The sequence below is a fragment of the Sanguibacter biliveldensis genome (genome assembly GCF_033798665.1).
GTDB lineage: Bacteria > Actinomycetota > Actinomycetes > Actinomycetales > Cellulomonadaceae > Sanguibacter > Sanguibacter inulinus.
In genome coordinates this window covers 176,962-203,852 of sequence record NZ_CP138359.1, presented here as the reverse complement: position 1 = coordinate 203,852, position 26,891 = coordinate 176,962, and the positions used below count along the sequence as shown (strand labels likewise).

Annotated in this window: 23 protein-coding genes; 9 read left to right on the top strand and 14 right to left on the bottom strand. The window is 71.9% G+C overall.

What is annotated here, in order from left to right:
- Nucleotides 1-124: 124 nt before the first annotated feature.
- Genes SANBI_RS00910 through SANBI_RS00895 form a run of 4 tightly spaced genes read right to left on the bottom strand, consistent with a single transcriptional unit; the run spans nucleotide 125 to nucleotide 5,704 of the window.
- Nucleotides 125-736, bottom strand: coding sequence for a GTP-binding protein (locus tag SANBI_RS00910; RefSeq protein WP_179914316.1), 612 nt, complete (start codon nucleotides 734-736; stop codon nucleotides 125-127).
- On the bottom strand, nucleotides 717-1,127 hold the full coding sequence (locus tag SANBI_RS00905) for a DUF742 domain-containing protein (protein WP_179914317.1): 411 nt from the start codon (nucleotides 1,125-1,127) through the stop codon (nucleotides 717-719). Before SANBI_RS00905 ends, SANBI_RS00910 begins: the two co-directional genes overlap by 20 nt.
- 7 nt (nucleotides 1,128-1,134) lie before the next feature.
- Nucleotides 1,135-1,584 carry a roadblock/LC7 domain-containing protein gene (locus SANBI_RS00900; RefSeq protein ID WP_056135162.1) on the bottom strand — a complete coding sequence of 150 codons (450 nt, stop codon included), beginning with the start codon at nucleotides 1,582-1,584 and terminating at the stop codon, nucleotides 1,135-1,137.
- A 37-nt stretch (nucleotides 1,585-1,621) separates the two neighbouring features.
- Entirely contained in the window at nucleotides 1,622-5,704 is a 4,083-nt protein-coding gene (locus SANBI_RS00895) for an ATP-binding protein (RefSeq protein ID WP_319158064.1), read from the bottom strand.
- A 220-nt stretch (nucleotides 5,705-5,924) separates the two neighbouring features.
- Here SANBI_RS00895 and SANBI_RS00890 point away from each other — a divergent pair, with 220 nt between their 5' ends.
- Together SANBI_RS00890 and SANBI_RS00885 are read left to right on the top strand one after the other, a co-directional pair.
- Nucleotides 5,925-6,923, top strand: coding sequence for an NAD(P)H-quinone oxidoreductase (locus tag SANBI_RS00890; RefSeq protein ID WP_319158062.1), 999 nt, complete (start codon nucleotides 5,925-5,927; stop codon nucleotides 6,921-6,923).
- 221 nt (nucleotides 6,924-7,144) lie between these two features.
- Nucleotides 7,145-7,681 (top strand): proteasome activator, encoded by a 537-nt coding sequence (locus SANBI_RS00885; protein WP_082544165.1) that lies wholly within the window; start codon nucleotides 7,145-7,147, stop codon nucleotides 7,679-7,681.
- A 91-nt stretch (nucleotides 7,682-7,772) separates the two neighbouring features.
- Here the strand turns inward: SANBI_RS00885 and SANBI_RS00880 are convergent, their stop codons facing one another.
- From SANBI_RS00880 to serS, 6 genes are all read right to left on the bottom strand, one after another.
- Nucleotides 7,773-8,723, bottom strand: a complete 951-nt coding sequence (locus SANBI_RS00880; protein ID WP_319158060.1) for a carbohydrate ABC transporter permease — start codon at nucleotides 8,721-8,723, stop codon at nucleotides 7,773-7,775.
- Entirely contained in the window at nucleotides 8,720-9,709 is a 990-nt protein-coding gene (locus tag SANBI_RS00875) for a carbohydrate ABC transporter permease (protein WP_319158058.1), read from the bottom strand. Before SANBI_RS00875 ends, SANBI_RS00880 begins: the two co-directional genes overlap by 4 nt.
- A gap of 110 nt (nucleotides 9,710-9,819) precedes the next feature.
- Nucleotides 9,820-11,196 carry an ABC transporter substrate-binding protein gene (locus SANBI_RS00870; protein WP_319158057.1) on the bottom strand — a complete coding sequence of 459 codons (1,377 nt, stop codon included), beginning with the start codon at nucleotides 11,194-11,196 and terminating at the stop codon, nucleotides 9,820-9,822.
- Nucleotides 11,197-11,346: 150 nt separating this feature from the next.
- Entirely contained in the window at nucleotides 11,347-12,414 is a 1,068-nt protein-coding gene (locus SANBI_RS00865; protein WP_056135147.1) for a LacI family DNA-binding transcriptional regulator, read from the bottom strand.
- Nucleotides 12,411-13,346, bottom strand: coding sequence for an HAD family hydrolase (locus SANBI_RS00860; protein WP_319158055.1), 936 nt, complete (start codon nucleotides 13,344-13,346; stop codon nucleotides 12,411-12,413). The genes SANBI_RS00865 and SANBI_RS00860 overlap by 4 nt, the downstream gene beginning before the upstream one ends.
- A complete protein-coding gene (gene serS, locus SANBI_RS00855; RefSeq protein WP_319158053.1) occupies nucleotides 13,343-14,626 on the bottom strand; it encodes a serine--tRNA ligase in 1,284 nt (427 codons plus the stop codon). The genes SANBI_RS00860 and serS overlap by 4 nt, the downstream gene beginning before the upstream one ends.
- Nucleotides 14,627-14,786: 160 nt before the next feature.
- Here serS and SANBI_RS00850 point away from each other — a divergent pair, with 160 nt between their 5' ends.
- Nucleotides 14,787-15,155, top strand: a complete 369-nt coding sequence (locus SANBI_RS00850; RefSeq protein WP_319158051.1) for a DUF2200 domain-containing protein — start codon at nucleotides 14,787-14,789, stop codon at nucleotides 15,153-15,155.
- Nucleotides 15,156-15,161: 6 nt separating this feature from the next.
- On the opposite strand, the gene SANBI_RS00845 is transcribed toward SANBI_RS00850, so the two are convergent.
- Together SANBI_RS00845 and SANBI_RS00840 are read right to left on the bottom strand one after the other, a co-directional pair.
- Nucleotides 15,162-16,631, bottom strand: coding sequence for a sensor histidine kinase (locus SANBI_RS00845; protein ID WP_319158049.1), 1,470 nt, complete (start codon nucleotides 16,629-16,631; stop codon nucleotides 15,162-15,164).
- Nucleotides 16,628-17,281 (bottom strand): response regulator transcription factor, encoded by a 654-nt coding sequence (locus SANBI_RS00840; RefSeq protein ID WP_319161136.1) that lies wholly within the window; start codon nucleotides 17,279-17,281, stop codon nucleotides 16,628-16,630. The genes SANBI_RS00845 and SANBI_RS00840 overlap by 4 nt, the downstream gene beginning before the upstream one ends.
- Before the next feature lie 95 nt (nucleotides 17,282-17,376).
- Between SANBI_RS00840 and SANBI_RS00835 the strand changes: the two genes are divergently transcribed.
- The 6 genes from SANBI_RS00835 (at nucleotide 17,377) to SANBI_RS00810 (ending at nucleotide 24,999) form a co-directional block, all read left to right on the top strand.
- Entirely contained in the window at nucleotides 17,377-18,615 is a 1,239-nt protein-coding gene (locus SANBI_RS00835) for a LolA family protein (protein ID WP_319158047.1), read from the top strand.
- Nucleotides 18,616-18,641: 26 nt separating this feature from the next.
- Complete coding sequence (locus SANBI_RS00830) at nucleotides 18,642-19,733, top strand: ABC transporter ATP-binding protein (protein WP_319158044.1); 1,092 nt, start codon at nucleotides 18,642-18,644, stop codon at nucleotides 19,731-19,733.
- Nucleotides 19,720-20,628 carry an ABC transporter permease gene (locus SANBI_RS00825; protein WP_319158043.1) on the top strand — a complete coding sequence of 303 codons (909 nt, stop codon included), beginning with the start codon at nucleotides 19,720-19,722 and terminating at the stop codon, nucleotides 20,626-20,628. The genes SANBI_RS00830 and SANBI_RS00825 overlap by 14 nt, the downstream gene beginning before the upstream one ends.
- Nucleotides 20,629-20,801: 173 nt before the next feature.
- Nucleotides 20,802-21,950, top strand: coding sequence for a diacylglycerol/lipid kinase family protein (locus SANBI_RS00820; protein ID WP_319158041.1), 1,149 nt, complete (start codon nucleotides 20,802-20,804; stop codon nucleotides 21,948-21,950).
- 79 nt (nucleotides 21,951-22,029) lie between these two features.
- On the top strand, nucleotides 22,030-22,452 hold the full coding sequence (locus SANBI_RS00815; protein ID WP_319158039.1) for a hypothetical protein: 423 nt from the start codon (nucleotides 22,030-22,032) through the stop codon (nucleotides 22,450-22,452).
- A gap of 57 nt (nucleotides 22,453-22,509) precedes the next feature.
- Nucleotides 22,510-24,999 carry a hypothetical protein gene (locus SANBI_RS00810; protein WP_319158037.1) on the top strand — a complete coding sequence of 830 codons (2,490 nt, stop codon included), beginning with the start codon at nucleotides 22,510-22,512 and terminating at the stop codon, nucleotides 24,997-24,999.
- Between the two features lie 113 nt (nucleotides 25,000-25,112).
- Here the strand turns inward: SANBI_RS00810 and SANBI_RS00805 are convergent, their stop codons facing one another.
- Both SANBI_RS00805 and SANBI_RS00800 read right to left on the bottom strand, forming a co-directional pair.
- The gene (locus SANBI_RS00805) at nucleotides 25,113-25,973 is read right to left on the bottom strand and encodes a glycosyltransferase family 2 protein (RefSeq protein WP_319161134.1); all 861 of its coding nucleotides are present in this window, start codon (nucleotides 25,971-25,973) and stop codon (nucleotides 25,113-25,115) included.
- A gap of 56 nt (nucleotides 25,974-26,029) precedes the next feature.
- Entirely contained in the window at nucleotides 26,030-26,857 is an 828-nt protein-coding gene (locus SANBI_RS00800; RefSeq protein ID WP_056135120.1) for a DUF5926 family protein, read from the bottom strand.
- Nucleotides 26,858-26,891: the final 34 nt, after the last annotated feature.

The window sequence follows — 26,891 nt, the reverse complement described above, 5'->3', positions numbered from 1 at the left end:
GGACGGGACGACCTCGCGGCACGACATGCGACCTGGGCGAGGACCGCACGACCTCGCCGCACGACGGGCGACCTCGCGGCCGAGGGGGGATCGGCCGCGAGGTCAGTCTGGTCGAGCAGCTGGCTCAGGCGGCCCGGATCTGCTGCATGGCGTGCTGCACGAGCGCGATGAGCGACTGCTTGGTCGCCGCGCGCGAGCGGGCGTCCGTGTAGAGCATCGGCACGTGAGCAGGGATCTGGAGCGCCTCGCGGACGTCCTCCAACCTGTGCTTGGCCACCCCGTCGAAGCAGTTGACGCCCACCACGAAGGGGATGCCGCGCGACTCGAAGTAGTCGACTGCCGGGAAGCACTGCTCCAGGCGGTCGGTGTCGACGAGCACCACAGCGCCTATCGCACCGCGCACCAGGTCGTCCCACATGAAGAGGAAGCGGTCCTGACCCGGCGTGCCGAAGAGGTACAGCCACAGCGAGCCCGGGAGCTCGATGCGCCCGAAGTCCATGGCGACTGTCGTGGTCGTCTTGCGGTCGGACACGCCGCCGGCGTCGTCCACGCCGACCGAGTGCTCGGTCATCGCAGCCTCGGTGTTGAGAGGCTCGATGTCGGAGATCGACCCGATGAACGTCGTCTTGCCGACGGCGAACCCGCCTGCGACCACGATCTTGACGACCGTGGGCGCTCCGACGGGCTTGCTCACAGCGGTGGCCTCGGCCGGTCCGCTAGAGGGCTGAAATACCATTGAGAACACTCTCCAACACACTCAGGGACAGGGCCGGGTTCTGGCCGTGACCGGTGTGAACATTGACTGGCGTAGACGTGTGGATGGTCAGGTAGCCGTCCTCGGCGAGGTCCGCGATGAGGATGCGGACCACCCCGAGGGGCATCCGCAGGAGCGCGGACACCTCGGCGATCGACACGTAGGTGCTGGCGGCGTGGCTGAGGATCGCCCGCTTCTCGGGCGGCAGGCCACGGCTGTCGACAGCCCCCGGGAGCACCTCGATGAGGGTCTCGAGGGGCAGGTTCGACGTCGCCGACCGCACACGACCGCCGGTCACGGCGTAGGGCCGCACCGTCGCGGCCTCGAAGTGCTCGCCGTCCATGGAGTGCGAGCTCGACCGTCTGTTCATCATGGCAACCTCATCCGACCGGGGCGCGGACGGCTCCGTCGACCGGCAGGCTGCTGCGCATCTCGGTGATGAGCTGAGGCGTCAGCGTCGCCTCGGTCCGAGAGACCAGCATCGCCATCTCGTAGCCGATCAGACCGACGTCGCACGTCGAGTCCGCGACAGCCGCGAGGACAGAGCCGTTGGACACGTTCATGAGGAACAGGAAGCCGTTGTCCATCTCGATGATGGACTGACGGACCGCACCTCCGTTGAGCTGGCGGGACGCCCCGCGGGTCAGGCTCGACATGCCGGACACGATCGCGGCGAGCTGGTCGCCGCTGGTCCGGTCCAGGTTGTCGGACATGGCCATGAGCAGGCCGTCGGCCGACACGACCAGGGTGTGACGGGTGCCAGGAACTGTCCTGACGAAGTTGTCCAGCAACCAACCGAAGTTCGTCGCCTCGGTGCTGAGAGCGCTCACGCTTCCTCCTTCTCGATGCCTCAGTGGCGAAAGACCATCAACGCGGCTGGGGCGCCGAGTCTGGGACGTACTGCGTGCCGAGGTCGCCGGCGGGTGCCGGTGCCTCCGCGGTGGGACCGTCGGCCTCGGGTGCCTGGCGACCACGCGAGGTGGCCGACTGGAACGCCGAGAGCCTGGAGCGAAGCTCGGCCGCGTCGCGGCTGATCTTCTGGGACGCGAGGTCGTCGGTGGATTCCGCGACCTCGCCACGGGTACGGCGGGTCAGCCCGCCGCCCTGTGAGGTTTCGACCGCCGCAGGGCGGTAGGAGGACAGCTGGCTCAGCTCGGCCAGCGCCTGCTCCTGGATGTTCGACCGCATGGCGAGCATCGAGGACATGTCCGAGCTGATCTGCCCGGGGGGCGTCCAGCTGTCGCCCGCCCCGGCGATCTTGCCGAGCTCGGCGAGCGCGGTGTCCGGGACAGGAGCAGGGTTCCAGGAGCCGCTCGCCAGGTCGGGCAGCGTGCTGCCCGACGGTGACGGGGCCGGTGCCGGGGCCGGTGCCCACGCGACAGGCTCCGCCACGGGGGCTGTCGCCAGCACGGGGGCGGACTCGGGCAGGAAGAGCGGCTGGACGGGGGCCGCGACGGGCTCGGCCGGCGCGAAGGAGGCCGGGCCTGTCCGTGTGACCGGCATGACGGGCCGCGGTGCGACGGCGGCGGGAGCCTCGTCGACCTCGTCCTCACGCTTCTTCTTGCGACCGAAGAGGCTGCGGCGCACGGGCGCCTCGCGCTGCTTGGTCGACCGCCGGGTCGGCGCGTCGGCGACGACGTCGGCGAAGCTCGGCAGCGCCGCTCCGGTGCCCCAGGCTGCTGCGGGCTCGGCGGCCGGCGCCACCGGGGCCTGGGCTGCTGCGGCGGCCGGCGCCTGGACGACCGGGGCCTCCGCGACGACCGGCTCAGGCTCGACGACCTGCTCGGCAGGTGCAGAGAACACCGACGACCTGGGCTCAGGCTCGACCAGCGCGCGGCGGGCCGCCCGGGTCGTGAGCGCGGGGGCCGCCACGGGTGCGGGCTCGAAGGCCTGCTCCGGCGCGGAGGGCTCCTCGGCCAGGGCTGCTGTCGGGAGCGCGCTGTACGCCGTCTCGGGCTCCCACAGGGCGGCCGGCTCGACGACGGGTTCCGGCGCGACGACAGGTTCGGGCGCGAAGACCGGCTGGGGTTCGTACGCCGGCTGGGGTTCGTAGACCGGCAGCGGCTCGAAGGCCTCGGCCGGGGCGTAGGCAGGCTCGGGCTCGAAGTCGGGCAGAGGCTGGTAGGCACCCGTCGGGTCGTAGGTCGCCGTCGGCTCGAAGGCGGCGGCGGGCTCGTAGGCCGCGGCGGGCTCGAACGCGGCTGCGGGCTCGAAGGCCTCAGCAGTCTCGTAGGCAGCCGCGGACTCGTACGCAGCAGCCGGCTCGTACGCCTGCGAGGGCTGGAAGGCCCTGGCGGGGCCCGCGACGGCCGCGGGCTCATCCGCAGGGAACGGCTCGTCCAGCACCACGGCCGGTGCCCACGCGTCGTCGACGGCGGGAGCAGCAGGAGCCCAGGGCTCGTCGTCGGGCTCGAGCGCCGGCACCACGAGGGAGGGTCCCTGGACGGGCGCAGGCTCCGGCGCGCGCAGCCCGAGGCTGTCGAGCGCAGAGGTGCTCCACGTCGGTTCCTGGTCGTCCTCGACGAGGGCCGGGGGCGGTGAGGTCGCACCGCGCTCGGCGGCCACGGCGTCGAGGGCCGACGCCCCGTCCTCGAGAGCGTTGAGGGTCCGGAACCTGGAGAACATGGCGCTGCGTCGTCCGCCGTCGAGCAGCGGGGCGTCCTGGACGGGCTCGAGGACCGCCGGGCCAGCAGCAGAGGCTCCGCCCGGGGACCGGCTCGGCAGCGACGGCGGGAGCGCCTCGGCGAGGGTCTGCTCGGGGGCCCAGTCGACGTCGGTCGACGCCGACAGCTCGACCTCGGGGTCCGCTGACTCGAGCGCCGGGAGGACGATCGAGTCGTCGGCCGGCGGCAGGTTCGCCGGCGCGCCGGCGACCGGGGCGTCAGGCAGCGCGGCACCGAGCGGCGTGGACGCACGACGACGCGGCATGCCGAGGGAGGTCGAGCCGTCGGTCAGCGCCTCGAGGTCGACAGGCTGGGCGGCCGGGGCGGCCTCGGGCGCGCTCCAGTCCTGCGTGGCCTGCTGCGTGGCGGGCACCAGCGGGTCCGTCGGCATCTGCAGGGGGACGTCGGACTCGTCGACGAACAGCGCGAGCGGCAGGGAGACCGTGACGACCGTGCCGGCGCTGCCGTCGACAGGGGCGCCGAAGACCACGTGCGCACCGAGCCTGTCGGCGAGGCGCCCGACCACGAAGAGCCCGAGGCGCTGGACACCGATCACGTCGGAGGGTGAGCGCGAGGCGACCTTCTCGTTCGCGGTAGCGATGTCGGCGGCGCTCATGCCGAGCCCGTGGTCGCGGACCTCGATGGTCACGAAGTGCTTGGTGCGGGTCGTGGTGACCTCGACGGCGGTGTTCGGCTCCGAGAACATCGTGGCGTTCTCGAGGAGCTCGGCGACGAGGTGCGCGGCGCTGAGCGCCGTGTGGCCGAGCATGAGCGGGTCGGACTCGAGGTTCAGGCGGACCCTGTCGTACAGCTCGATCTCGGAGGACGCCGTGCGCACCACGTCGGAGACGGGCATCGGCTGGCGGACGCGCCGACCCGAGTCGATCCCGGCGAGCACGAGCAGCGACTCGGAGTTGCGGCGCATGCGGGTCGCGAGGTGGTCGAGGCGGAACAGGTTCGCGAGGATGTTCGGGTCTTCCTCGGACCTCTCGAGGTCGTCGAGGAAGGCGAGCTGACGGTTGAGCAGCACGTGGTCGCGGCGGGCCACGTTGACGAACATCTCGGCGATCGACCCGCGCAGCGCAGCCTGCTCGCGGGCGACCTCGACCGTCGTGTGGTTGACGTCGTTGAAGGCGGCGGCGAGCTGGCCGACCTCGTCGTCGGACTCGACGGGGATCTCGGCGAGCGTGAAGTCCGGCATCTCGCCGGGGACCGCGCTCTGCTCGACGAGCTTCGGCAGCTGGTCGCGGACCTCGGTCGCGGCCTTCGTCAGGTGCTTGAGCGGGCCGGTGATGCGTCGGGCGATGAGCAGCGCGACGGCCACGGAGGCGGCGACGGCGAGCATGGCCACGAGCACCGTGACGACGGCTGTCGTGCGGGCAGAGGCCGTGGACCTGGCGGCCGCGTCCGACGTGCGGGAGGCGAGGGTGTCGACGAGCGGGTCGAAGCGGTTGATCTCCGCCTGGACGGCGTCGGGCCACCGGGCTGCGAGGTCGGGCGTCACAGCGCTGAAGTCACCCGTCGCGAGGAGCCTGCGCAGACCCGCGTACTCCACGTTGGGCCGCGGGACCAGCAGTCCTTCGACGCCCAGGGCGCCGACGGCGCTGGTCGCCGTCGACCGGGCCGCGTTGGTGTCGGCCACGATCCCGGTCAGCGCGTAGACACGGTTGACGGCGAGCTTGCTGCGGGACGCGTCGACGAGCGCAGCCTGCATCAGCGGGAGCTCGGCACCGAGCTGGTCGGCGGCGTCGAGCGAGGTGACGTACGCGGTGACGTCAGCCGCGAGCGGCCGGTCGGTCAGGGTCGCGGCGAGCGCGGCGAGGCCGGCAGGCAGCCCGCGGACGAGCTCCGTGTAGCTGGTCGAGAGGTCGTCGGTGTCGGCAGACCCGCGCTTCTGCTCGTCGCGGATGATGACCAGCTCGAGCCTGTTCTCGCGCAGCGCCGTCTCGAGCGCCTCGCTGACCCGCGCGTCGAGCGCACCGGTGTCGACGGCCTCGAAGGCCGTCGCGAGGTCGGCGAGGGCCGCGTCGGTGACCTTGCGGGCGGCGACGATCTTCGCGGTCGTCTCACCCCGCTCGGTGTTGACCGAGACCGTCCGCTCGTCCGACAGGGCCTGGGTCGCGGTCTCGATCGCGGGGCCGAGGTCGACGACGCCCTGCGCCTGCCCGGCGACCTTGGCGTCGTCGAAGGCGGCGAGGGAGAACATCGCGGCGGCGATGAACAGCACGAGGACAGGGACGGCGAGGGTCGCCAGGATCTTCCCTCGGACGCTCAGCTTGCGGAGCATCTGTACCCCTCCTCTTCCTCGGCTCGTGCGGTCTGGTGATCGGGTCTGCGGGGTGCGGGCCCGCCCGAGGAGACCTCGTCCGACACCCGCCGCATCGAGAGCATCGGCCCGAGCCGCCAGCACCTTGAGCGCCTTCGCGGAATTAACCCGCACGTCCCTCGTCAGGCGGCCGCGCGGCGCCGCCCGTGCCGGACCACCAGCGCGGTCGTACGCTGGGACGATGCGCGCAGTGATGATCGACGAGTTCGGCGGCCCCGAGGTGCTCACCTGGCGGGAGGTCCCGACCCCCGTCCCCGCGGCGGACGAGGTGCTCGTGCGGGTCGCGGCCGCCGGGGTCAACCGGGCCGACCTCCTCCAGCGCCAGGGCCACTACCCGCCGCCCGCCGGGGCACCCGACTGGCCGGGTCTCGAGGTGTCGGGGGTCGTCGAGGCGATCGGCGACCAGGTCGCCGGGTGGCAGGTCGGCCAGCGCGTCGCGGCCCTCGTCGACGGCGGCGGCTACGCGACGCACGTGACCGTCCCGGCCACCCAGCTCTTCACGGTCCCCGCGGGCATGACCCTCGTCGAGGCCGCGTCCCTGCCCGAGGCCGTGTGCACGGTCTGGAGCAACCTGGTGAGCACGGCCCACCTGGAGGCGGGCGAGACCCTGCTCGTGCACGGCGGTGCCGGCGGCGTGGGGACCATCGCCGTCCAGGTGGCCGTCGCCCTCGGTGCCCGCGTCCTCGTGACGGCCGGCTCCCAGGACCGCGTGGACGCCTGCGTCGCGCTCGGAGCCGCAGGCGGCTTCGTCTACAGGACGACCGACGGCTCCTCCTTCGCCGACGCCCTGCCGGACCTCGTGCGCGAGCACACCGACGGGCGCGGCGCCGACGTGGTGCTCGACGTGGTCGGCGCGGCCTACCTCGACGCGAACCTGCGGTCCCTCGCGATCGGAGGGCGGCTCGTGGTCATCGGCATGCAGCAGGGCAGCCGGGCCGAGCTCGACCTCGGACGCCTGCTCACCTCCCGTGCGAGCGTCTCGGGCACGACGCTGCGCGCCCGCCCGCGCAGCGAGAAGGCGAGCATCGTCGAGGCGGTCCGCGAGCACGTGTGGCCGATGCTCGAGGACGGCCGGGTCCGCACCGTGGTGCACGCCGAGGTGCCCATGCAGGAGGCGTCCCGCGCGCACGAGCTCATGGACTCCGGCGCCGTGCTCGGCAAGGTCCTGCTCGTCCCCTGAGCGGCGAGCCCGTCGCCCGGCAGGATGCCCGACGCTCCCCGCCGTGCGCCCCGCCCGTTCTGGACGAGACTGGGAGCATGGCAGCGAACCAGAGCTCACCAGACCAAGGTGACCGGCCGGCCGGGCGTCACGACCACGGCGGGGCGGCACCACGAGACGACAGCGCGGCACCGAAGCCGACCGAGCCTTCACGGGCCCACCGCGAGGCTCAGGGGCCTCAGGTGCCCCGCGACGAAGATGCCCGCGGCGTCGAGGTCCACCCCGCCCAGGCCGCCGCAGCGCCCGCAGCCCCCGAGGACGAGCGGACCCGCACGACGGTCATCCACGAGCCCGCGAAGATCCTGCGGATCGGCGAGATGATCAAGCGCCTCCTCGAGGAGGTGCGCAGCGCACCCCTCGACGAGGCTGCCCGCGCGCGGCTGGCCGAGGTCCACGAGAGGTCCATCACCGAGCTCGAGGACGGCCTCTCCCCCGACCTCGTGGCCGAGCTGCACCGCATCACGCTGCCCTTCACCGACGACGCCGTGCCCTCGGAGGCCGAGCTGCGCATCGCGCAGGCCCAGCTCGTCGGATGGCTCGAAGGCCTGTTCCACGGTCTGCAGACCGCGATGGTCGCGCAGCAGATGGCCGCCCAGGCGCAGCTCCAGCAGATGCAGGCCGGGCAGCGGGTGCTCCCGCCAGGTCTTGCCGGCGAGGCCCCCCGGACAGCAGGGAGCCCGGGGCCGGACAGCCGTCCGACCCCGGGCCAGTACCTCTGACGCGCACCTGTCGCGTCTGCGACGCGCGTTGCGCGCCGTACGTCCAGAGCCATCGGGCCCGCCGCCCCTCCCCGGTGCAGCGGGCCCGCGCTCAGCCTTTGACGGACCCCGCGAGGAGTCCCCTCACAAAGTACCGCTGAAGTGCCAAGAACACGATCAGCGGGACGATCATCGACACGAATGCACCCGCTGAGAGCAGGTGCCACTGCGAGCCGCGGGTTCCCGCGAGCTCGGCGATGCGCACCGTGAGCGGGAAGGTGTTCGTGTTGCCGAAGGTCAGCGAGACGAGCAGGTCGTTCCACACCCAGAGGAACTGGAAGATCGCGAAGGACGCGATCGCCGGGGTGAGGAGCGGCATGAGCACCTGGAAGAAGATCTTCACGTGCCCGGCACCGTCGACCCGCGCGGCCTCGACGAGCGACGGTGGGATGTCCTTCATGAAGTTGTGCAGCAGGAAGATCGCGAGCGGCAGCGCGAAGATCGAGTGCGAGAGCCAGATCGACCAGAACGAGCCGTTGACCCCCCACTGCACGTACTGCGACAGCAGCGGGATGAGCGTCACCTGGATCGGCACCACCTGGAGCGCGAAGACCGCGACGAAGAGCAGGTTGCGGCCCTTGAAGTCGATCCACGCGAAGGCGTAGGACGCGAGCAGCGCGAGCGAGATCGGGATGACCACGGCCGGCAGCGTGATGACCAGGGAGTTGATGAAGAAGGTCGCGAAGTTCGTCGACGACCCGAACAGCACCTCGGAGTAGTTCTCGAACGTGAGCTGCGGGTCCTTGAGCAGTGTCCACCACCCGGAGGTCCGGATGTCTGCCCGGGGCCGGAACGACGTGACGAGCAGACCGAAGGTCGGGATCGTCCAGAGGATCGCGAGGACGATCGCGACGAAGGACGCCCACGGCGAGGTGAGACGGCCCTTGGCGGCGATCGCGCGCTTCTCCGCACGGCTGAGCTTCTTGACCGACACGTTGGGCGTCGACTCGTCGCTGTCCCCCTTCTTGACCAGAGGGCCGACGGGGTTCACGGGGGCGCTCATCGGATCTCCTCGGTCATGCGGAGCTGGCGGACGTTGTAGATGACCAGCGGCACCACGAGGATGAAGAGGATCACCGCGAGAGCGGCACCGAGGCCCTGGTTACGGATCACGAAGCTCTGGTTGTAGAACTCGTTCGCGACGACCGAGGTGTCGAAGTTGCCGCCGGTCATGGTCCGGACGATGTCGAAGACCTTGAGCGTGCCCATGGCGATCGTCGTGATGACGACGATGAGCGCGGGCCGGATGCTCGGGATCGTGATGTAGCGGAACATGCCGAGGCCGTGCAGGCCGTCGAGACGGGCCGCCTCGACGATGTCGTCGGGGATGGCCTTGATCGCTGCGGAGAGCACGGTCATCGAGAACCCGGCCTGGATCCAGATCATCACGACGATGAGGAAGAAGGTGTTGGCGGGCGCGCCGAGCAAGAACTGCTGCGGCTCGAGCCCGATCCAGACCAGCAGCTGGTTGAGCGCACCCGTCTGGTTGACGCCTGGCTGGTCAGGCTTGTACTCGTAGACGAACTTCCAGATGATGCCGGCGCCGACCATCGAGATCGACATCGGCAGGAAGACGAGTGTCTTGGCGAGGTACTCGTAGCGCGTGCGGTCGACGAGCACCGCGTAGACCAGACCGACGATCGTCGCAACGATCGGCACGAGGATCACCCACGCGAGGGTGTTCCGCAGGACGACCTGGAACTGTTCTTCGGTGAAGGCGGCGACGTAGTTGTCGAAGCCGACGAACTCGGCGCCGTTCCGGTTGAACAGCGAGCCCCAGATGGTCCGGATCCCGGGGTACACCAGACCGAAGCCGAGACCCAGGACTGCCGGGCCGAGGAACCCGACGGTGACGACCCACCCGGGGATCTTCTTGGGGCGGTCGACCGCGAAGAGGATCGCCCCCATGACGACGACGAAGAGGACGATGGCGATCGCCATGAGCGCCAGCTTGTGCGGCGTCGACTCCGCGTTGATGAACCAGTCCATGCTCTACCTCCACGCCGGGGGGGACTGCGTGGGCCGCACTGCCCAGGCAGGTCCGACGCCGTCCGAGACCGGGAGGTCTCGGACGGCGTCGGACGTCGATCAGTCGAGCGTCAGCTCGCGGGCCAGGCCGCGTCGATGTTGGAGAGGACCTCTTCGTCGGAGATGTCAGAGACGAACCAGTCCGTCATCTGCTTCCAGAACGCTCCCGTCCCGACCTCCCCGGGCATCATGTCCGAGCCGTCGAAGCGGAAGGTGTAGCTCTCGTCCGTGAGCAGGTCGTAGGAGAGCTTGTCGATCGGCGACTGCAGGAGCGAGCCGTCGAAGCCGGTGTTGGCGGAGATCCAGCCCTGGCCGGTCACCTGAGCCTTGGCGTCAGCCCACTGCGGGCTGGACAGGTAGGCGTGGAAGGCCTGGACCTCGGGGCGGTCGCTGAAGGCGGTGACGAACTCGCCACCACCGAGCAGCGGCTTCTCGTCGGCGGTCTTGCCCGGCAGGTAGAAGGCGAAGACGTCGCCCTTCTCGCTCACGTCGAGCGACTCGTCCCAGTTGGCCTGGTAGAAGTTCGCCGCGCGGTGCAGCGAGCAGGTGCCGTCGGGGATGCCGTTGCCGGCCTCGTTCCACGGCGCTGCGGCGATCGAGCGGACGTCGCCCAGGCCACCGTTGACGTAGTCCGGGTTCTTGAGGATGTCGCCGGCCGCGCCGAGCGCCTCGACGATCGCGGGGTCGTCGAAGGGGATCTCGTGGGTGACCCACTGGTCGTAGACCTCAGGTCCGGCGGTCCGCAGGACCATGTCCTCGAGGAAGTCGGTGGCCGGCCAGCCTGTCGCGTCACCGGACTCGATGCCTGCGCACCACGGGATCTTGCCCTCGTCGGCGATCTGCTGCGTGAGGGCCATGAGCTCGTCGAGCGTCGTGGGGATCTCGTAGCCGCTCGCCTCGAACTCGCTGGGCGAGTACCAGACGAAGGACTTCACGTTGGCGCCGAGCGGGGTCGCGTAGAGGGTGCCGTCGACCGAGCCGTAGTTGACCCAGTCTTCGGTGTAGTACTCGTTCGCGTTGTCGATGACGGCCTGCGGGGCCGGCATCACGGCGTCGGGGAAGTCCGCGACGAGCGACTTGAGGAAGCCCGGCTGCGGGATGTACGCGATGTCGGGGGCGTTGCCGGCGGTCAGGCGCACGGGGAGCTGCGCCTCGAACTCGCGGGAGCCCTCGTAGGCGATCTCGACGCCCGTGCACTCGGTGAAGGGCTTGTAGGAGTCTTCCTGCTCCTGCGACTCCGGGTCGACGATCGAGGTGTAGACCGAGACGGTCTTGCCCTCGAGGTCACCGAACTCGTCGGTGTACTGGGTGTAGTCCGCACAGTCGACGTCGGCCGAGGGAGCGTCGTCGCCGCCACCGCCGTCGCTGTCCGAGCACCCTGCGAGCACGAGAGCGACGCTCGCTCCGGCCGCGACAGCCGCGAAACTGCGGCGCTTCAGTGTTCTCATCGTTTGCGCTTCCTCACATCGTCGTGACGGATGGTCCCCCGGGAGGCGCAGGACTCAGATGGCCACTGCTGTGGGACCGCTCAGAGCAATGCAAGCGCTTGCATGGCCCGAGCGCAACCGCTCGCACCCTCTTGCGAGGTCACAGTTGCGTCACGTCTTCCGAGGTGAGGCGGTTGACGACCGGGTGACGAGGTGCGTCGCGTGCAGCACCTGGAGCGCTCCGGACACTCTCTCCGCCCCGGGCGTCGCCCACAGCGCGATGTCCGCGAGAAGCAGCCGGGCGGCCTCGGCTCCTTGTCGTGCCGGGTCCTGCGCGACGGTCGTCAGCCCTACCAGCTCGCCGAGGTCGTGACCGTCGATGCCGATGACCGAGAGCTGCCCCGGGACGTCGAGGCCCCTCTCGCGTGCGGCCAGCACGGCGCCCATCGCCATCTCGTCCGAGGCCGCGAAGAGCGCGGTGATCTCCGGGTGGGTGTCGAGCAGCCTGTGGGCCGCCTCGCGCCCGCCGTTGACGTCGAAGGCGCCGTCGACGGCCCACCCGGGCTCGGCCGCGACGCACGCGTCCTCGAGGGCCACCCGCCAGGCGGCGTGCCGGGCCACGGGCGGGGACCACGAGTGGTCGACCCCGGCCGGCCCCGTGATGTGGCCGATCCGGCGGTGGCCCAGCCCCAGCAGGTGCTCGGTCGCGCAGCGCCCGGCCGCGTCGTCGTCGAGGCGGACCGTCACGTGGTCGTCACGGCCTGTCCCGATGAAGGCGAGCGGCAGGTCGAGGGCCTCGAGCGACGTGACCTCTTCCTTGCTGAGCGGCATGCCGACCACGAGGATCCCGTCGACCCGGCGGCGCAGGACGCTCGGGTCGACCCGCGGCCGCGACTGGTCGCGCGAGAGGTCGAAGGTGTAGAGCAGCGCGTCGAAGCCCACCTCGCGCAGGGCACGCTCGGCCCCGTCGATCGCGTGCGCGTAGAACCAGCGGTCGACCCACGGGGTGAGCAGACCGATGGTGCGGGTGCGCCCGGAGGCCAGGCTGGCGGCCGAGGGGGACGCGACATAGCCGAGCCGCCGCGCGACAGCCTCGATGCGCTCGCGCGTCGCCGCCGACACGCTGGTCATCCCGCGGAGCGCGCGGGAGACCGTCGCCGTCGAGACGCCGGCTGCTCGTGCGACGTCGTCCATGCTCACCACAGCGCCGGGGCGAGGGACCGTCGGAGAGGTGCTCACGGCACGGCCTGGTCCCGTCCCTGGTCGAGGATGCTGCGGAGCACGGGGACCGCGCCGTCGTCGACGATCGACAGCGTGACCTCGTCGGCCGCCGCGATCACCGAGGCGTCGGCGTGGCCCATCGCGACGCCGCGCGCCGCCCAGCCGAGCATCTCGAGGTCGTTCTCCCCGTCCCCGATCGCGACGGTGCGATCAGCGGGGACCGAGCAGAGCGTCCGCAGCCGCTCGAGCGCCGACGCCTTGGTGACCCCGCGCGGGGCGACGTCCATCCAGCGGGTCGCGGAGATGAAGAACGACGTCGCGACCAGACCGAGCGCGTCGACGCGCTGCTCGAGCTCGCGCGTCGGGGTGCTCGCCTCGGAGACGACCACCCGGATCGCGTCACGACCACCCAGGTCGTCGAGGGTGACCACTGTGCTGGGCCCGTGGGTCCCGTGCGCGGGGAAGCCGTCGGTCACCCAGAACCCGACACCTACCTCTTCCATCGCGATGTGCGCCGACGGCATGTGCTCTGCCATCACGGCGAGGGCCGGGCGCGGGTCGAAGCGGACGACCTCCTCGACCACGTAGCCCTCCGGCAGGCTCGGGTCGAGGCGCGCGGTGACCGAGCCGTTCGACGAGACCACCCAGCCGGAGTCGATCCCGAGCTCACGGGCCACCGGCAGCGCACCGACGAGGGGGCGACCCGTCGCGATGACCACCTCGTGACCGGCGTCGCGGAGCGCGGCGATCGACTCGCGGACCTCGTCCGAGATGAACTCGTCGAAGGACATGAGCGTGCCGTCGACGTCGAGGGCGACGAGGTACGCCCCGTCGGCCGCACGCCGGGCGACCTCGGCGGCGGCCTGCGCCGTGAGCGCCTCGGTGGCGGGCGCCCCGGGCGACAGCACGGGGCTGCCGCCGACGGGGGCACCACCGAGGTCGAGCGTCATGCCGAGACCGGCTCGAGGACCTCGAGCCCGCCGAGGTAGGGCCGCAGCCCCTCGGGGACGCGGACCGAGCCGTCGGCCTGCTGGTGGTTCTCGAGGATCGCGACGATCCAGCGTGTGGTGCCCAGCGTCCCGTTGAGGGTCGCGACCGGGCGGGTGTCGCCCGCGGCCGTGCGCTCACGGATGCCGAGGCGGCGCGCCTGGAAGGTGGTGCAGTTGGAGGTCGACGTGAGCTCGAGGAACCTGTTCTGCGTCGGGAGCCACGCCTCGCAGTCGAACTTGCGGGCCGCGCTCGACCCGAGGTCGCCGGCCGCGGTGTCGATCACGCGGTACGGGAGCTCGGCCTTGGCGAGCATCTGCTCCTCCCAGGCGAGCAGGCGCTCGTGCTCCGCGGCAGCCTCCTCGACCGGGACGTAGCTGAACATCTCGACCTTGTGGAACTGGTGCACGCGGATGATCCCGCGGGTGTCCTTGCCGTAGGAGCCGGCCTCGCGGCGGTAGCAGGCGCTCCAGCCCGCGTAGCGCTGGGGGCCAGCGGTCAGGTCGAGGATCTCGTCGGAGTGGTAGCCCGCGAGCGCCACCTCGCTCGTGCCGGTGAGGTAGAGGTCGTCGGCCTCGAGGCGGTAGATCTCGTCCGCGTGGGCGCCGAGGAACCCTGTGCCGGCCATGATCCCGGGCTTGACGAGGGTCGGGGTGATCATCGGTGTGAACCCGGCGGCGTAGGCCTGGTCCATCGCGGCGTTGAGCAGCGCGAGCTCGAGGCGCGCGCCGATGCCTGTGAGGTAGTAGAAGCGGGCACCCGAGACCTTCGCGCCGCGCTCGGTGTCGATCGCCTTGAGGCGCTCGCCGAGGTCGAGGTGGTCGCGCGGCACGAAGTCGGCGCCGTACTCGGCCTGGAAGTCGCGGATCGTGCCCTCGGTGCGCAGCACGACGTAGTCGTCCTCGCCGCCGGCCGGGGCGCCCTCGACGATGTTGGCGATGCGTCGGCTGAGCTCGGTCAGCGTCTTGTCGGCCTCGTCGGCCTCGGCCTGGAGGGCCTTGACCTGCTCCGAGATCGTCTTGGTGCGGGCCAGCAGCGCCGTGCGCTCGTCACCCTGCGCCTTGGCGACGTCCTTGCCGAGAGACTTCTGCTCGGCGCGCAGCTGCTCGAACTCCGTCAGCGCGGCACGGCGCCGGGAGTCGGCGTCGAGCACCTGGTCGACGAGGGCAGGGTCGTCACCTCGGGCCACCTGGCTTGCACGGACGAGGTCAGGGTTGTCGCGAACCACTCGCAGATCGATCACCCGGACAGCCTAGCGACCGATGCTCCGTGCTGCGCGCACGGACCGGCGGCGGGGTCGTGCGGTGAGTGGGCCGGAGGTGCCAGACTCGTGCAGGGCAGGTACCTGAGCCGGGTGCGTGTCGGGGCACCGCTCGACCGGCGGGCGCACGAGGAGGCAGCACATGGCAGGGCACAGGATCTTCAGCACGAGCTTCGCGAGCATCTATCCGCTCTACGTGACCAAGGTGGAGCGCAAGGGGCACACCCGCGACGAGGTCGACACGGTCATCCGCTGGTTGACGGGCTACGACGACGCAGGGCTCGCCGAGGTCGTCGCCGACGGGTCCGACATGGAGACCTTCTTCGCGCGGGCGCCGCGCATGAACCCCGACGCCTCGCTCATCACGGGGGTGATCTGCGGGCTGCGGGTCGAAGACGTCGAAGACCCGCTGATGCAGCAGATCCGCTGGATGGACAAGCTGGTCGACGAGGTCGCCCGCGGCAAGAAGATGACGTCGATCCTGCGGGGCAGCGGGACCGCGAGCGTCTGAGCGACCTCAGGCCTTGTGCGGCAGCGAGACCGTGGCGCGTACCCCGCCGCCCGGAGCCTCGTCGAGACGGACGTCCCCTCCGAGCTCACGGGTCACCTCCCGCGCGATCGACAGCCCCAGGCCCGAGCCTCCGGCGTCGCGCTGGCGTCCGTCCTCGAGCCGTGTGAAGCGCTCAAAGACCCGTTCCCGGTCGCCTGCGGCGATCCCCGGCCCGTTGTCGACGACGACGACCTCCCCGTCGGAGACGTGGACCAGCACACGCGACGACGCGTGCCGGAGCGCGTTGTCGACCAGGTTGCGGACAGCCCTCCCCGCGGCCGACGGGTCTGTCGCCGCTGTCCCTGCGCCGGTGGTCTCGACCCGGGGCACCGGGGACCCTGCAGGTCTAGAGGCGCCTGAAGCGAGCACGCTGCCCGGGACGACGCCGTCGACGAGCTCGCGCAGGTCGACCGGCTCGCGCCGTGCGGTCGTGGCACCGAGCCGCGCGAGCACGAGGAGGTCGTCGACCAGCCTGTCGAGCCGCTGCACCTCGGACGCGAGGTCGTCGGCGAGCTCGGCGGCCGTGTAGGCCTCCGGGTGCTCCTGCGCGATCTCGACGCTGACCCGCAGCGCGGCGACGGGTGACCTCAGCTCGTGCGCGGCGTCGGCGACGAAGGCGCGCTGGCGGGCGGCCGAGGACTCGAGCCTGTCGAGCATGTCGTTGAGCGTGCGGGCGAGCGCCCCGAGCTCGTCTCCCCCCGCTCCTGGGACAGGCAGGGACCCCGGACCGCCGCGGGCCGTGACGAGCTCGGCTCCGCGCCGGAGCTCTTCGACAGGGCGCAGGGCTCGTCCGAGCAGCGCCCAGACGAGCCCGCCGAGGGCCACGGTGAGGAGCGGGACGACGGCGCCGAGCGAGACGCGCAGCGCGGAGACCACCCCCTCGACCTCGCGCAGCGGCAGGGCGCTGACCGCCCAGGCGGGCTCCCCGCGCCACTCGACGGGCAGCACCGCGGCACGGACCAGCCCACCGGCGTAGGCGCTGCGGTCCGTCGTCACGAACACGGGCTCGGCCAGTCTGCTGCTGCCCTGGGCAGGGGTGTCGGCCGCCGGGCGCTCGGCGTCGTCGAGCACCGAGACCGGGACGACCGCGAGAGTGCGGCTGCCGCTCGCCGAGGTCGCGAGCACGAGGCCGTCGGCGTCGAGCAGCTGGGTGACCTCGCCCGGCTCGGTCGCGGGCAGGACCGCGGGCAGCTGGTCGCTCGTGGCGAGCTGCCCGACTGTCGTCACGCTCGCCCGCACGAGCTCGTCGAGGGCGGCGACGCGGCTGCTCGAGACGACCATCGACAGGAGGGTCGCGCCGAGCGCGAGGGCCACGGCGAAGAGACCCGCCGCGACGATCGTCAGCCGCAGGCGCAGCGACCACGACGACCACGGCCGCACCCCCGTGCGTCCGTCTCCCCGGAAGACCCTGCGCCGGCCCGCTGGTCCCGGGATCATCCGTCGACGCGGTACCCGGCGCCGCGGACCGTGGCCACGGCGTCGCGGCCGAGCTTGCGGCGCAGGTACCCGACGTACACCTCGACGACGTTGAGGTCTTCGCCGTCGCCGTCCCAGACGTGGTCGCGGAGCTCGACCTTGCCGACCACCTGCCCGGGCCGTCGCATGAGGTACTCGAGCAGGGCGAACTCGCGCGCCGTGACCTGGACGGGCGCACCGCGGCGGGTGACCACGTGGCTCGCCGGGTCGAGGCTGACCTCCCCCGCCACGAGGACGACGGGCCGTGGGACGGCGCCGCGCCGCAGCAACGCCCGCAGCCTCGCGACCAGCACGACGAAGGCAAAAGGCTTGGTGAGGTAGTCGTCTGCGCCGACGTCGAGGCCGTCGGCCACGTCGTGGTCCCCGTCCTTGGCGCTCAGCAGGAGGACCGGTGTCCAGACCTCTTCGGCGCGCAGCGTCTGGAGCACGTCGTAGCCGGAGCGCACGGGGAGCATGATGTCGAGGACGACGGCGTCGTAGGCACCCTCGCGGGCCAGGTCGAGGCCGGTCTGGCCGTCGTGCGCGACGTCGACAGCGAAGCCCTCGGCGGTCAGCCCACGGGTCAGGGCTCGGCTCATGACGACCTCGTCGTCGACCACCAGGATGCGCATGCCGACCAGCATGGCAGCCCCGGCGCAGACGTGCGTCAGGGCGTCCACAGGGCCTCTCAGCGTCCCCACAGCAACGCTCCGGCAGAGTGTGGTCCATGGCTACTCGACGTGCACTCTCGAACCGCGCCCGCTGGGGCGTCCCTGTGGTGACCGCGGCTGTCGTCGCGGGCGCCTTCACGCTCCCGTCGGCGCTCGCGTCGTCCGACACCCCCGACCTCGGCGAGATCACCGCAGCCGAGCTGGTCGACAGGATCGCCTCGGCCGAGCCTGTCCCGGTCTCGGGCACAGTCGTCATGACCACCCGCCTCGGCCTCCCCGACCTCAACCTCGCGCAGGTGCAGGGCGCAGGCCCGCTCGACCTGCTCGGCGGATCCTCGACCGTGCGGGTCTGGAGCGACGGCGAGGGCAAGGCTCGGTCGTCCCTCCTCGGCGACCTCTCCGAGTACACGGTCGTGACCGACGGCGGGTCCGCGTGGACCTACTCGAGCAGCGACGACGAGGCCGTCCACTACGCCGTCGCCCCCGAGGACCAGGCCGCCCTCGACCAGCTGAGCGCCTCCGTCAAGGACCTCGACCCCGCCGTCGTCGGCGACCTGCCCACCCCGCAGGCTGTCGCCGAGCAGGCCCTCGCCGCCGCAGACGAGACCTCTGAGGTGACCGTCGGCCCCGCGACCCAGGTCGCCGGGCGGGACGCCTACCAGATCGGTCTCACCCCCGACACCGACGGCACCCTGGTCGACAGGGTCTTGCTCGCCGTCGACGCCGAGACCTCCGTCCCGCTGCGTGCCCAGGTGTGGAGCACCCAGGACACCGTGACCCCGGCCGTCGAGATCGCCTTCACCGACGTCTCCTTCGACGCCGTCGACCCGACGGTCTTCGACTTCACCCCGCCGCCCGGGGCATCCACCCGCGACGTCGTGGTCCCGCTGCCCGAGGACACCATGGTCCCCGAGCCCGGCTCGCAGACCGTCCCCGAAGGAGCCCCCGGCACCCAGGTCATCGGCACAGGCTGGGAGTCCGTCGTCGAGCTGACCGACGTCGACCTCGCAACCCTGCTGTCCGGCGACGTCCCCGAAGAGGAGCTGCGCTCAGGCCTTGAGGGCACCTTCGGCTCGGAGAGCACCGACGAGCTGATGACCGACCTCCTCGGCGACTCGAGCGACCGTGCTGACATGACGACGCTCGACCCGCAGGCACTGCTCGACCAGCTGACGACCGACGTCCCTGAGGGCCAGCTCATCACCTCGTCGCTCCTCACGGTCCTGCTGACCGACGACGGCCGCATCTACGCCGGCGCGGTCCCGGCCGAGACCCTCCAGGCCCTGGCCCGGTGACAGTCCCCGCCTCAGGCGAGACGGCGATGCCGGCACCGACGACCGCCCCCTCGGCGTCGGTGCCGGCATCTGCCGTACCCCAGCCCGGCCTCCCGACAGCCCGGACCTCCTCCACCGGCAACCTCCCCGGTCGTCGCGGCGACCACGCACCTGCTGCGGGCGCCGGGCAGGGGAGCCAGACGGACCTCGCGATCCGCACGCACGACCTCACCAAGCAGTTCCGGTCCGGGCAGGTCGCCGTCTCGAAGGTGAACATCGAGGTGCCTCGCGGGGCCGTGTACGGCTTCCTCGGCCCCAACGGCTCCGGCAAGACCACCACCATCCGGATGCTCCTCGGCCTCGTCGGCCCCTCCGACGGCTACGCCGAGCTGCTCGGGGAGCGCATGCCGACCGCGAGCGCGACGGTCCTGCCCCGCGTCGGAGCGCTGGTCGAGGGTCCGGCCTTCCACCCGTACCTCAGCGGACGCGCGAACCTCGAGCGCCTCGACGCGGCCGACGGGACGACCCGCAGGTCCACCCGGAAGGCGCGCATCGACGCGGCGCTCGCGCGCCTGGGTCTCGGTGCGGCCGCCGCCAAGCCGTACAGGCAGTACTCCCTCGGCATGAAGCAGCGCCTCGGCCTGGCCGCAGCGCTGTTGCGTCCCCGGGACCTGCTGATCCTCGACGAGCCCACCAACGGGCTCGACCCGCAGGGCACCCGTGAGGTGCGGCACCTCGTCCGCGAGCTCGCCGACGCCGGGACCACCGTCCTGGTCTCCTCGCACCTGCTGACCGAGATCGAGCAGGTCTGCACGCACATCGGCATCATGAGCCGGGGCAACCTCGTGCTCCAGGGTCCGCGCGAGACCGTGACCGAGGCGCACGAGACCGTCGTGGTCGTCACGACCTCCCCCGACCACCGTGGGTCTGCCGTCGAGGTGCTCACGGGCCTCGGGCTCACCGCCCCCGAGGTCGCCGGCACCACGATCACCGCCGCACTGGGCGACGTCCCACCCGAGCGGGTCTCCGTCGCGCTCGTCCACGCAGGTGTCGACCTCCTCGGCCTCGAGGTCCACCGCCCGAGCCTCGAGAGCGTGTTCGTGCGCCTCACCGGAGAGGGATTCGATGTCGCCCGCTGACACGCTCGCCGCAGACCGTCCCGGGGCCGCCAGCTCCGTCGAGCACGACGACGCCGCCTCGACGGCTCAGCGCCGCGGCGCGACGGGTCGCCTGCTCCGCAGCGAGCTGAGGCTCGTCTTCGGTCGCAAGCGGAACCTGGTCCTGCTCGCCGGCCTGGGGCTGATCCCCATCATCATCGGCGTGGTCGTCCTCATCACGCAGGACACCGCGATCGCCGGGCAGGGCCCACCCTTCTTGCAGAAGATCACGAGCAACGGTCTCTTCCTCGTCCTCACCTCGCTCTTCAGCTGCCTGCCGCTGCTGCTGCCGCTGACCGTCGCGATCGTCTCGGGCGACGCGATCGCGGGCGAGGCCCAGGCGGGGACGCTGCGCTACCTGCTGGTCACGCCCGTGCCCAGGACGCGGATGCTCCTGGTCAAGGCTGTGGGAGGTCTGACCTTCGCCGCAGCCGCCGTCCTGACCATCGCGGTCGTGGGCCTCGTCGTGGGCGGCATCTTCTTCGGCTTCGGCGACGTCACCCTGCTCTCCGGAGACAGGGTCTCGACGGCCGACGGACTGCTGCGCACCCTCGGGATCACCGCCTACGTGATCCTCTCGCTCACCGGGCTCGTGGCGGTCGGGCTCTTCTTCTCGACCCTCACCGAGGTGCCTGTGGCGGCGATGGCCGCGACCATCGTGGTGCCCGTGGTCAGCACGGTCCTCAGCGCGCTGCCCCAGCTCTCGGCCATCCACGGTGGCCTGCTCACCTTCCACTGGCTCGACTTCGGGGAGTTCATGCGTCTGGACGTCGACTACTCGACGCTCGGACAGGGGTTGGCTGTGCAGGCCGCGTGGGTCGCGATCTTCGGCACACTCGCCTGGAGCAGGTTCACCACGGCCGACGTCACCTCCTGAGGCGTCTGCTCGACCAGGTCCGCGGGCGGGCCGGCAGCGGGACGACGCCCGGCGACGAGTCGCTGCGCCCGCGTCCTCGTCCGGCTGCTGCGGTGCGGCATCCGCGGGGCAGCGTGGTGAGAACCACCCTGCCCTGCAGCGCCGACTCGGGCCCCAGGGCCTAGTTTGGTCCCATGACACTCGAAGCGTGGCTGCTGATCGCAGCGATCGTCGTCTCACTGACGGCCATCACCCTCGCGGTCCTCGTCCTCCGGTCGCAGCGCACGCTCGCCCGCACCGCAGCAGCAGCACCGGCAGCGCCGGTCGACGAGGCGCCCGCAGACGACGCGCCTCGCGGACCTCTCCTCGCCTTCGTGGCGAACCCCTCGAAGAACGGTGCCGAGCAGCTCAAGGCCGCGCTCATGTCGCGCTGCACGGCCGAGGGGCTGCCCGACCCGATCTGGGTCGAGACCACCGTCGAAGACCCAGGCCTCGGCCAGACCCGTGAAGCCCTCGAGCGCGGTGCCGACGTCGTCGTCGCCGTCGGCGGCGACGGCACGGTCCGCGCCGTCGCCCAGGGCATGGCCGACTCCGGCAAGCCCATGGCGCTGCTGCCCCTCGGCACGGGCAACCTCCTCGCCCGCAACCTCGACATCTCTGTCACCGACCGCGACGACGCCTTCGACATCGTGCTGCACGGCGTCGACCGTCGGATCGACGTCGGCTGGCTCACGGTCGACCAGCCTGCCGACCCTCGCGAGAAAGACACCGAGGGCAACGGTCCCGCCGACACCGGGACGCACATCTTCCTCGTCATCGCCGGGCTCGGCTTCGACGCCGCGATGGTCGCCGACGCCGACGACACCCTCAAGTCCAAGGTCGGCTGGATCGCGTACTTCGTCGCCGGGGTCAAGCACCTGCACGGGCGTCGCACCGAGATGACCATCACCCTCGACGACCGCGAGCCCGTCACGACCCGGCTGCGCACGCTCATGGTCGGCAACTGCGGCCGGCTGCCGGGCGGCATCACGCTCATCCCCGACGCGATCATCGACGACGGCATCCACGACATCGCTGCGATCGACACCCGGGGCGGCCTCATGGGCTGGGTCCAGCTCTTCGGGGAGGTCGTCATGCAGGGCTTCGGCGTCTCGAACGACCTGCCCAACAAGATCGGCCGGATCGACCACACCCGCGCCAAGGTCGTGCACCTCGAGGTCCCCGAGGGCGAGCAGGTCCAGGTCGACGGCGACGTCCTGGGACGCGCCCGCGCCGTGAGCACCCGGGTCGACCCCGGTGCGCTGCTCGTCCGCGCCCCGGCACCGAGCCTCTCCCCCCGGTAGCCGTCCGCACGACCACCGGACGGTCGCCGCGCACGTCGCTCGCCTCGCGGACGCCGGGCCTGGCGCATAGGGTCCCACGATGAGCACAGCACCCAGCGCCCCAGGACCGTCGGACCGCCCCGCAGACCCCTGGGCACCGCCGACCTCCGGTGGTCTGCCCTCGTACCCTGCCTCGTCTGGCTCTCCCGAGCACAGCGGCTACCCCCTGCCGACGGGGGAGCGCGACGCGACGGACCCGTATCTCCCGGCACCCCCCGCAGGCCGGCGACGCAGGTCCACGGGCGGGGTCTGGCGCATCGTGCTCGGCATCGTCCTGGTGCTCTCGACGCTCGCCTCGGTCACGGGTGCGAACAGCTCGACGAGCACGGCGACCTCGGGCGACCCTGTCGCGACCCTGACCGTCGTCGTGCTGCGCCTCCTCATGCTCGGTCTGGCTGTCTGGTTGATCGTCTCCGGGTCACGCCGCACCGCGGAGAAGCGACGGCTGCGCCGGTCGGTCTGACCGGGCTCTGCACCCGACCACCACGTCCTGCACCGGACCAGCGCCTACTCTGGTCCGGTGCCCAGAACCCTGATGCCCTCTGCCCTCGCTCCCCGGAGGATCGTCTCGCTCGGGCGTCGTGCAGCACGCGTGACGCGGGCAGCCGCTGTCCTCGCAGCCGCCGGGGTGGTCTTCTCGACGGTCGCCCCCGCAGCCGCGTACGCCTCGGAAGGCTCGCCGGCTGCTGCCCAGGATGCCGCGCAGGACGCCGCGTCCCAGCACGCGAGCTCCCAGCAGGCAGGGCCGCAGCAGGCAGCGTCCCCGCAGGCAGCGCCTCAGCAGACCGACGACAGGGTCGTGGTCGTCGGGACCGGCGGGGTCTCGTGGGCCGACATCTCCGCCGAGGCGACACCGGCGACCTGGGAGGTCGCAGAGCAGGGCGGTGTCGGCAACCTCGTCGTCCGCTCGGTGCGCTCGACCACCTGCCCGGCCGACGGCTGGCTCGCCCTCTCCTCCGGCAAGCGCGCGGCCGACTACCGCGGCGAGGGCGTCGACCCGTGCCGGGTCCTCACCAACCCGACAGACGCAGACCCGACGAGCGTGCCGGGCTGGGACGAGTACGAGAGCGCGGTCGAGTCGCAGTCCTACGGCGCAGCCATCGGCAGCCTCGGAGACGCCGTCCAGACCGCCGGGCTCGCAGCCACCGCGATCGGGCCGGGCGCGATGATCGCCCTCGCGACGTCGGACGGCACCGTCGCCGGTGACGTCGTCCCGCTCCCTGTCGGCACCCGGCCCGTCCCGCGCGCCGACGCGCTCCGCCTCGACGTCGCTGCGGCGCTCGAGACCTCCAGGCTGGTCGTCGTGGACGCCGGCTCGGTCCGCGACATCGTCGACCCCGCGCAACCGACCGAGCTCACGCGCAGCGAGCAGCACGCCGCAGACGTCGCGACGGTCGACGGACACCTGGCAGCCGTGATGGAAGCCGTCCTGGCCGACGACCCGGACCTCGAGCGGACCACCGTCGTCGTCGCGTCGATGGCGGACCCCGGACGCACGTCGCGCATGGGCACCCTGGTCGTCCTCGGCGACGGCACCCCCGTGGGAACACTCATGTCCCACTCCACCCGACAGCCCGGCTACGTGCAGACGACCGACCTGCTCCCGCTGGTCGCCGCGCCGCTCGGGCTGCGCGACGTGCTCCCCCGCTCGACGCTGGTGGGCACAGCACCGACGAGCGACGCCTCCGGAGCACCGGTGTCCGAACGCGTCGACGCCCTCGTCGACGCAGAGGACCACGCGCGCTCGACCTACCCTCTTGTCGGCACGTTCTTCACGCTCTTCTGCGTCGTCAACCTCCTGCTCTTCGCGACAGTCGGCCTGGCGTTCTCACGGTGGCTCGGCGCCGCCGGTGCGCGCGGCCGCTCGGCCCGCCCCGCCGCGGGACGACGCGGCATCGACTCTGCCGCCGCGCGCCTGACCGCCCGTCCGCGCGGGAGCCTCGCGGTGCTGCGAGCCGCAGCGGTCGCCGTCGCCGCGGTCCCCGTGGCGACCATGCTCGCCAACCTCGTCCCGTGGTGGCGGGTCTCCGCGCCGTCCCTCGCGCTCGCAGGTCTCGTCGTCGCCTGGGTCGCGGTGGTCACCGCCGCCGCGGTCCTGCCACCGTGGAAGCGGCAGGTCTTCGGCCCGGCAGCCGTCGTCGCCGCCGTCACCGCGGGCGTGCTCGCCGTCGACGTCGCGACAGGTGCCCGTCTCCAGGTCTCCGGGCTCATGGGGATCCAGCCGATGGTCGCGGGGCGCTTCTACGGCTTCAACAACACGTCCTTCGCGCTCTTCGCGACCTCCACGATCGTCCTGGCCGCGAGCATCGGCGACGCGCTGATCCGCCGCGGCCACCGCCGGTGGGCTGTCGTCTCGATCGCCACGACGGGGGTCGTCGCCGTCCTCCTCAACGGCTCGCCGAGCATCGGCGCGGACTTCGGCGGTCCGCCGGCGACGGTCCCCGCCTTCTGCCTGCTCGCCCTCGTGGCGGCCGGGGTGCGGGTCACGTGGCGCAAGGTCCTCGCGGTCCTCGCCGCCGGGGTCGTCGTCGTCTCGCTGTTCGCCGTCGTGGACTGGCTGCGCCCGCCAGACCAGCGCACCCACCTCGGTGCCTTCGTGGACGACACTCTCGACGGTGAGCTCTGGGGCATCCTGCTCCGCAAGATCGGTGCGAACTTCTCGACGCTCTCCAACCCGCTGACCCTCGTCGCGGTCGGCGGGATCCTGCTCGTGGTCATCGTCGTCGGTCGGCCCCTGCGGGCGGCGACGGTCGCCGACGGCGCAGACGCGTACGCGTGGCTGACCCGCGGCACCCCGCTCAAGCAGGTGAGCGACGCAGCGCCGCTGTTCGTCCCCGCCGTCGTCTGCGCAGTCGTGGCGCTGGTGATCGGGACCCTCGTCAACGACTCGGGGATCGTCATCCTCGCCGTGGGCATGTCGGTCCTGGTCCCGGTGGTCACCGCGACCTACGCGACGTGGATGCTGGGCCTCCAGCGCGAGCACACCCTGCAGGTGCCAGGACAGGTCTGACACCAGGCACACCGGGGAGCACGAGCCGCGCGGGCGACCGGGCTACCAGACCGCTGCCCGGCCGTGGCCCAGCCTGTGCCCGTGCCTCTCAGGGCACGGGAACAGGTGAGGCCTCAGCGGCCGCGTCGACGTCCGACGCTGCTCAGCGCCTCACCGACGGCCCGCACCTTGCGGGCGTTCACGGCGAGCACCACGTCGCGGTACTGCGAGGCCCTGTGCATCTGACCGCGGAAGTCTGTGCCCGACGGACGGTGCCGCAGGTCGCACGGCACCTCGACGGCCACGTACCCCAGGCGCAGCAGGTCGATGGTCAGACCTGTCTCGACGCCCCACCCACGAGCGAGGGGGGTCGCGGCCTCGAAGGCCTCGCGGGTCAGGCACCGCATGCCCGACAGCGGCTGGACCGGGGTCCAGCCCGTCATCGACGCGATCGCACGGCGTGCGGCACCCACGACGATCCCTCGCCCGCCGGCACCGGGCTGGGGCGGCAGGAGCGCGATCGACATGTCGGCCTCGCCCTCGCGGACCGGGGCCACGAGCGGCGCGGTGTTCACGGCCGACTCGGCGAGGTCTCCGTCGATGAACAGCAAGAGCCTGGGCGGGCGACCCGGGGCGTCGCGCATGGCCACGATGGCCGCGCCTGTCTCCATCGCCGCGGCCTTGCCACGGTTGTGGGAGTGGCGCACGACCACGGCTCCGGCGTCGCGTGCGACGTCCTGGGTGCCGTCCTCGCTGCCGTCGTCGACGACGAGCACCAGGTCGACGTGCGGGATCGCCCGGGCCGCGCGGACCGTCGCGGCGATGCGACGGACCTCGTCCTTGGCCGGGATGATCACCGCGACGCGCTGCCTGTCACGCTCCCGTGCCGGGAGCCGGAACACGGCCGAGCGCGCCCTGCGGGGCACCGCAGCAGCGCCCCCGGTCGTAGGGGTACCGCTCGTCGCGCGGCCGTCGTCGGACCCTGACTCACCCATCACGTCGCCAACCCTAGTCTTCCCGGCCTGCTCTGACCTGCTGTACTCGGCAGCCGTCAGCGCAGGGTGACCTGGCGAGAGACGATCCCGGCACGCGCGCGACGCTCGTTCGCGTCGAGCGGGGCGGTGCTCGCCAGCTCGGCCTCGAAGACCGGCCAGAACTCGGCCGCAGCGGCCTCGATGTCCTCGGCCTCTGATCCCTTCGGCAGCTCCCACACGGGGATGACGATCCCGGAGGAGCGGAACGCCCCGAGGAACTTCGATCCGCCGAAGCCAGACTCGCGACGGGCGTGCAGACGGGCGACGGCGTTGATGACGGTCTCCTCGTCGTAGGCCATCGACCAGCGCAGGTACTCGCGGGCGCCCATGCGGCACCAGTAGCCGTGCTCGACGGACTCGAGCCTGACGGTCTCGATGATCGTCTCGTTCGCCTCGGTCAGGGACTCGCGGACGTCCGCGGTGATCTCGGCCGAGGGGTCGAGCCAGTAGTCGAAGCCCTCGTGGACGGTGACCTCGAAGGGCACCGACGGGTCGAGGATGTCCTGCAGGCGCGGGCCCGGGCCGGGGAGCACCGTGCTGGTGAGCGAGGTGCCGGGCTCGAGCTCGATGGTGTCGAGGATGGTCTGCGCGAGGTCGCGGCTCGCGTCGCCCGAGCCCGCGTGGGTCTGCAGGGCGACGAGGATCGCGCCGTCGGCACGGTGCAGCGAGGGCCAGGCCCCCGGGAGGACCGTGGTGAAGGTGATGTCGCGGGCGCCGTGCTCTGCGGTGGTCCGCGCTGTCGCCGTCGCGGCCGGGACGACCTCGCGCATCGCGACGAGGTCAGCCTCGCCGGCGAGGCCCTCGAAGGGACGCAGCACGAATTCCGGGGACGTGTTCTTTGCCATGGGACGAGCCTACCGGCACCGCCCCATGGCGCAG

What these genes read in the sequence shown, in the direction of transcription:
- SANBI_RS00910 (WP_179914316.1), bottom strand. Translation starts at nt 736, where the DNA reads ATGGTATTTCAGCCCTCTAGCGGACCGGCCGAGGCCACCGCTGTGAGC.
- SANBI_RS00905 (WP_179914317.1), bottom strand. Translation starts at nt 1,127, where the DNA reads ATGATGAACAGACGGTCGAGCTCGCACTCCATGGACGGCGAGCACTTC.
- SANBI_RS00895 (WP_319158064.1), bottom strand. Translation starts at nt 5,704, where the DNA reads ATGCTCCGCAAGCTGAGCGTCCGAGGGAAGATCCTGGCGACCCTCGCC.
- SANBI_RS00890 (WP_319158062.1), top strand. Translation starts at nt 5,925, where the DNA reads ATGCGCGCAGTGATGATCGACGAGTTCGGCGGCCCCGAGGTGCTCACC.
- SANBI_RS00880 (WP_319158060.1), bottom strand. Translation starts at nt 8,723, where the DNA reads ATGAGCGCCCCCGTGAACCCCGTCGGCCCTCTGGTCAAGAAGGGGGAC.
- SANBI_RS00875 (WP_319158058.1), bottom strand. Translation starts at nt 9,709, where the DNA reads ATGGACTGGTTCATCAACGCGGAGTCGACGCCGCACAAGCTGGCGCTC.
- SANBI_RS00870 (WP_319158057.1), bottom strand. Translation starts at nt 11,196, where the DNA reads ATGAGAACACTGAAGCGCCGCAGTTTCGCGGCTGTCGCGGCCGGAGCG.
- SANBI_RS00860 (WP_319158055.1), bottom strand. Translation starts at nt 13,346, where the DNA reads ATGACGCTCGACCTCGGTGGTGCCCCCGTCGGCGGCAGCCCCGTGCTG.
- SANBI_RS00850 (WP_319158051.1), top strand. Translation starts at nt 14,787, where the DNA reads ATGGCAGGGCACAGGATCTTCAGCACGAGCTTCGCGAGCATCTATCCG.
- SANBI_RS00845 (WP_319158049.1), bottom strand. Translation starts at nt 16,631, where the DNA reads ATGATCCCGGGACCAGCGGGCCGGCGCAGGGTCTTCCGGGGAGACGGA.
- SANBI_RS00840 (WP_319161136.1), bottom strand. Translation starts at nt 17,281, where the DNA reads ATGCGCATCCTGGTGGTCGACGACGAGGTCGTCATGAGCCGAGCCCTG.
- SANBI_RS00835 (WP_319158047.1), top strand. Translation starts at nt 17,377, where the DNA reads ATGGCTACTCGACGTGCACTCTCGAACCGCGCCCGCTGGGGCGTCCCT.
- SANBI_RS00830 (WP_319158044.1), top strand. Translation starts at nt 18,642, where the DNA reads ATGCCGGCACCGACGACCGCCCCCTCGGCGTCGGTGCCGGCATCTGCC.
- SANBI_RS00825 (WP_319158043.1), top strand. Translation starts at nt 19,720, where the DNA reads ATGTCGCCCGCTGACACGCTCGCCGCAGACCGTCCCGGGGCCGCCAGC.
- SANBI_RS00820 (WP_319158041.1), top strand. Translation starts at nt 20,802, where the DNA reads ATGACACTCGAAGCGTGGCTGCTGATCGCAGCGATCGTCGTCTCACTG.
- SANBI_RS00815 (WP_319158039.1), top strand. Translation starts at nt 22,030, where the DNA reads ATGAGCACAGCACCCAGCGCCCCAGGACCGTCGGACCGCCCCGCAGAC.
- SANBI_RS00805 (WP_319161134.1), bottom strand. Translation starts at nt 25,973, where the DNA reads ATGGGTGAGTCAGGGTCCGACGACGGCCGCGCGACGAGCGGTACCCCT.
- SANBI_RS00800 (WP_056135120.1), bottom strand. Translation starts at nt 26,857, where the DNA reads ATGGCAAAGAACACGTCCCCGGAATTCGTGCTGCGTCCCTTCGAGGGC.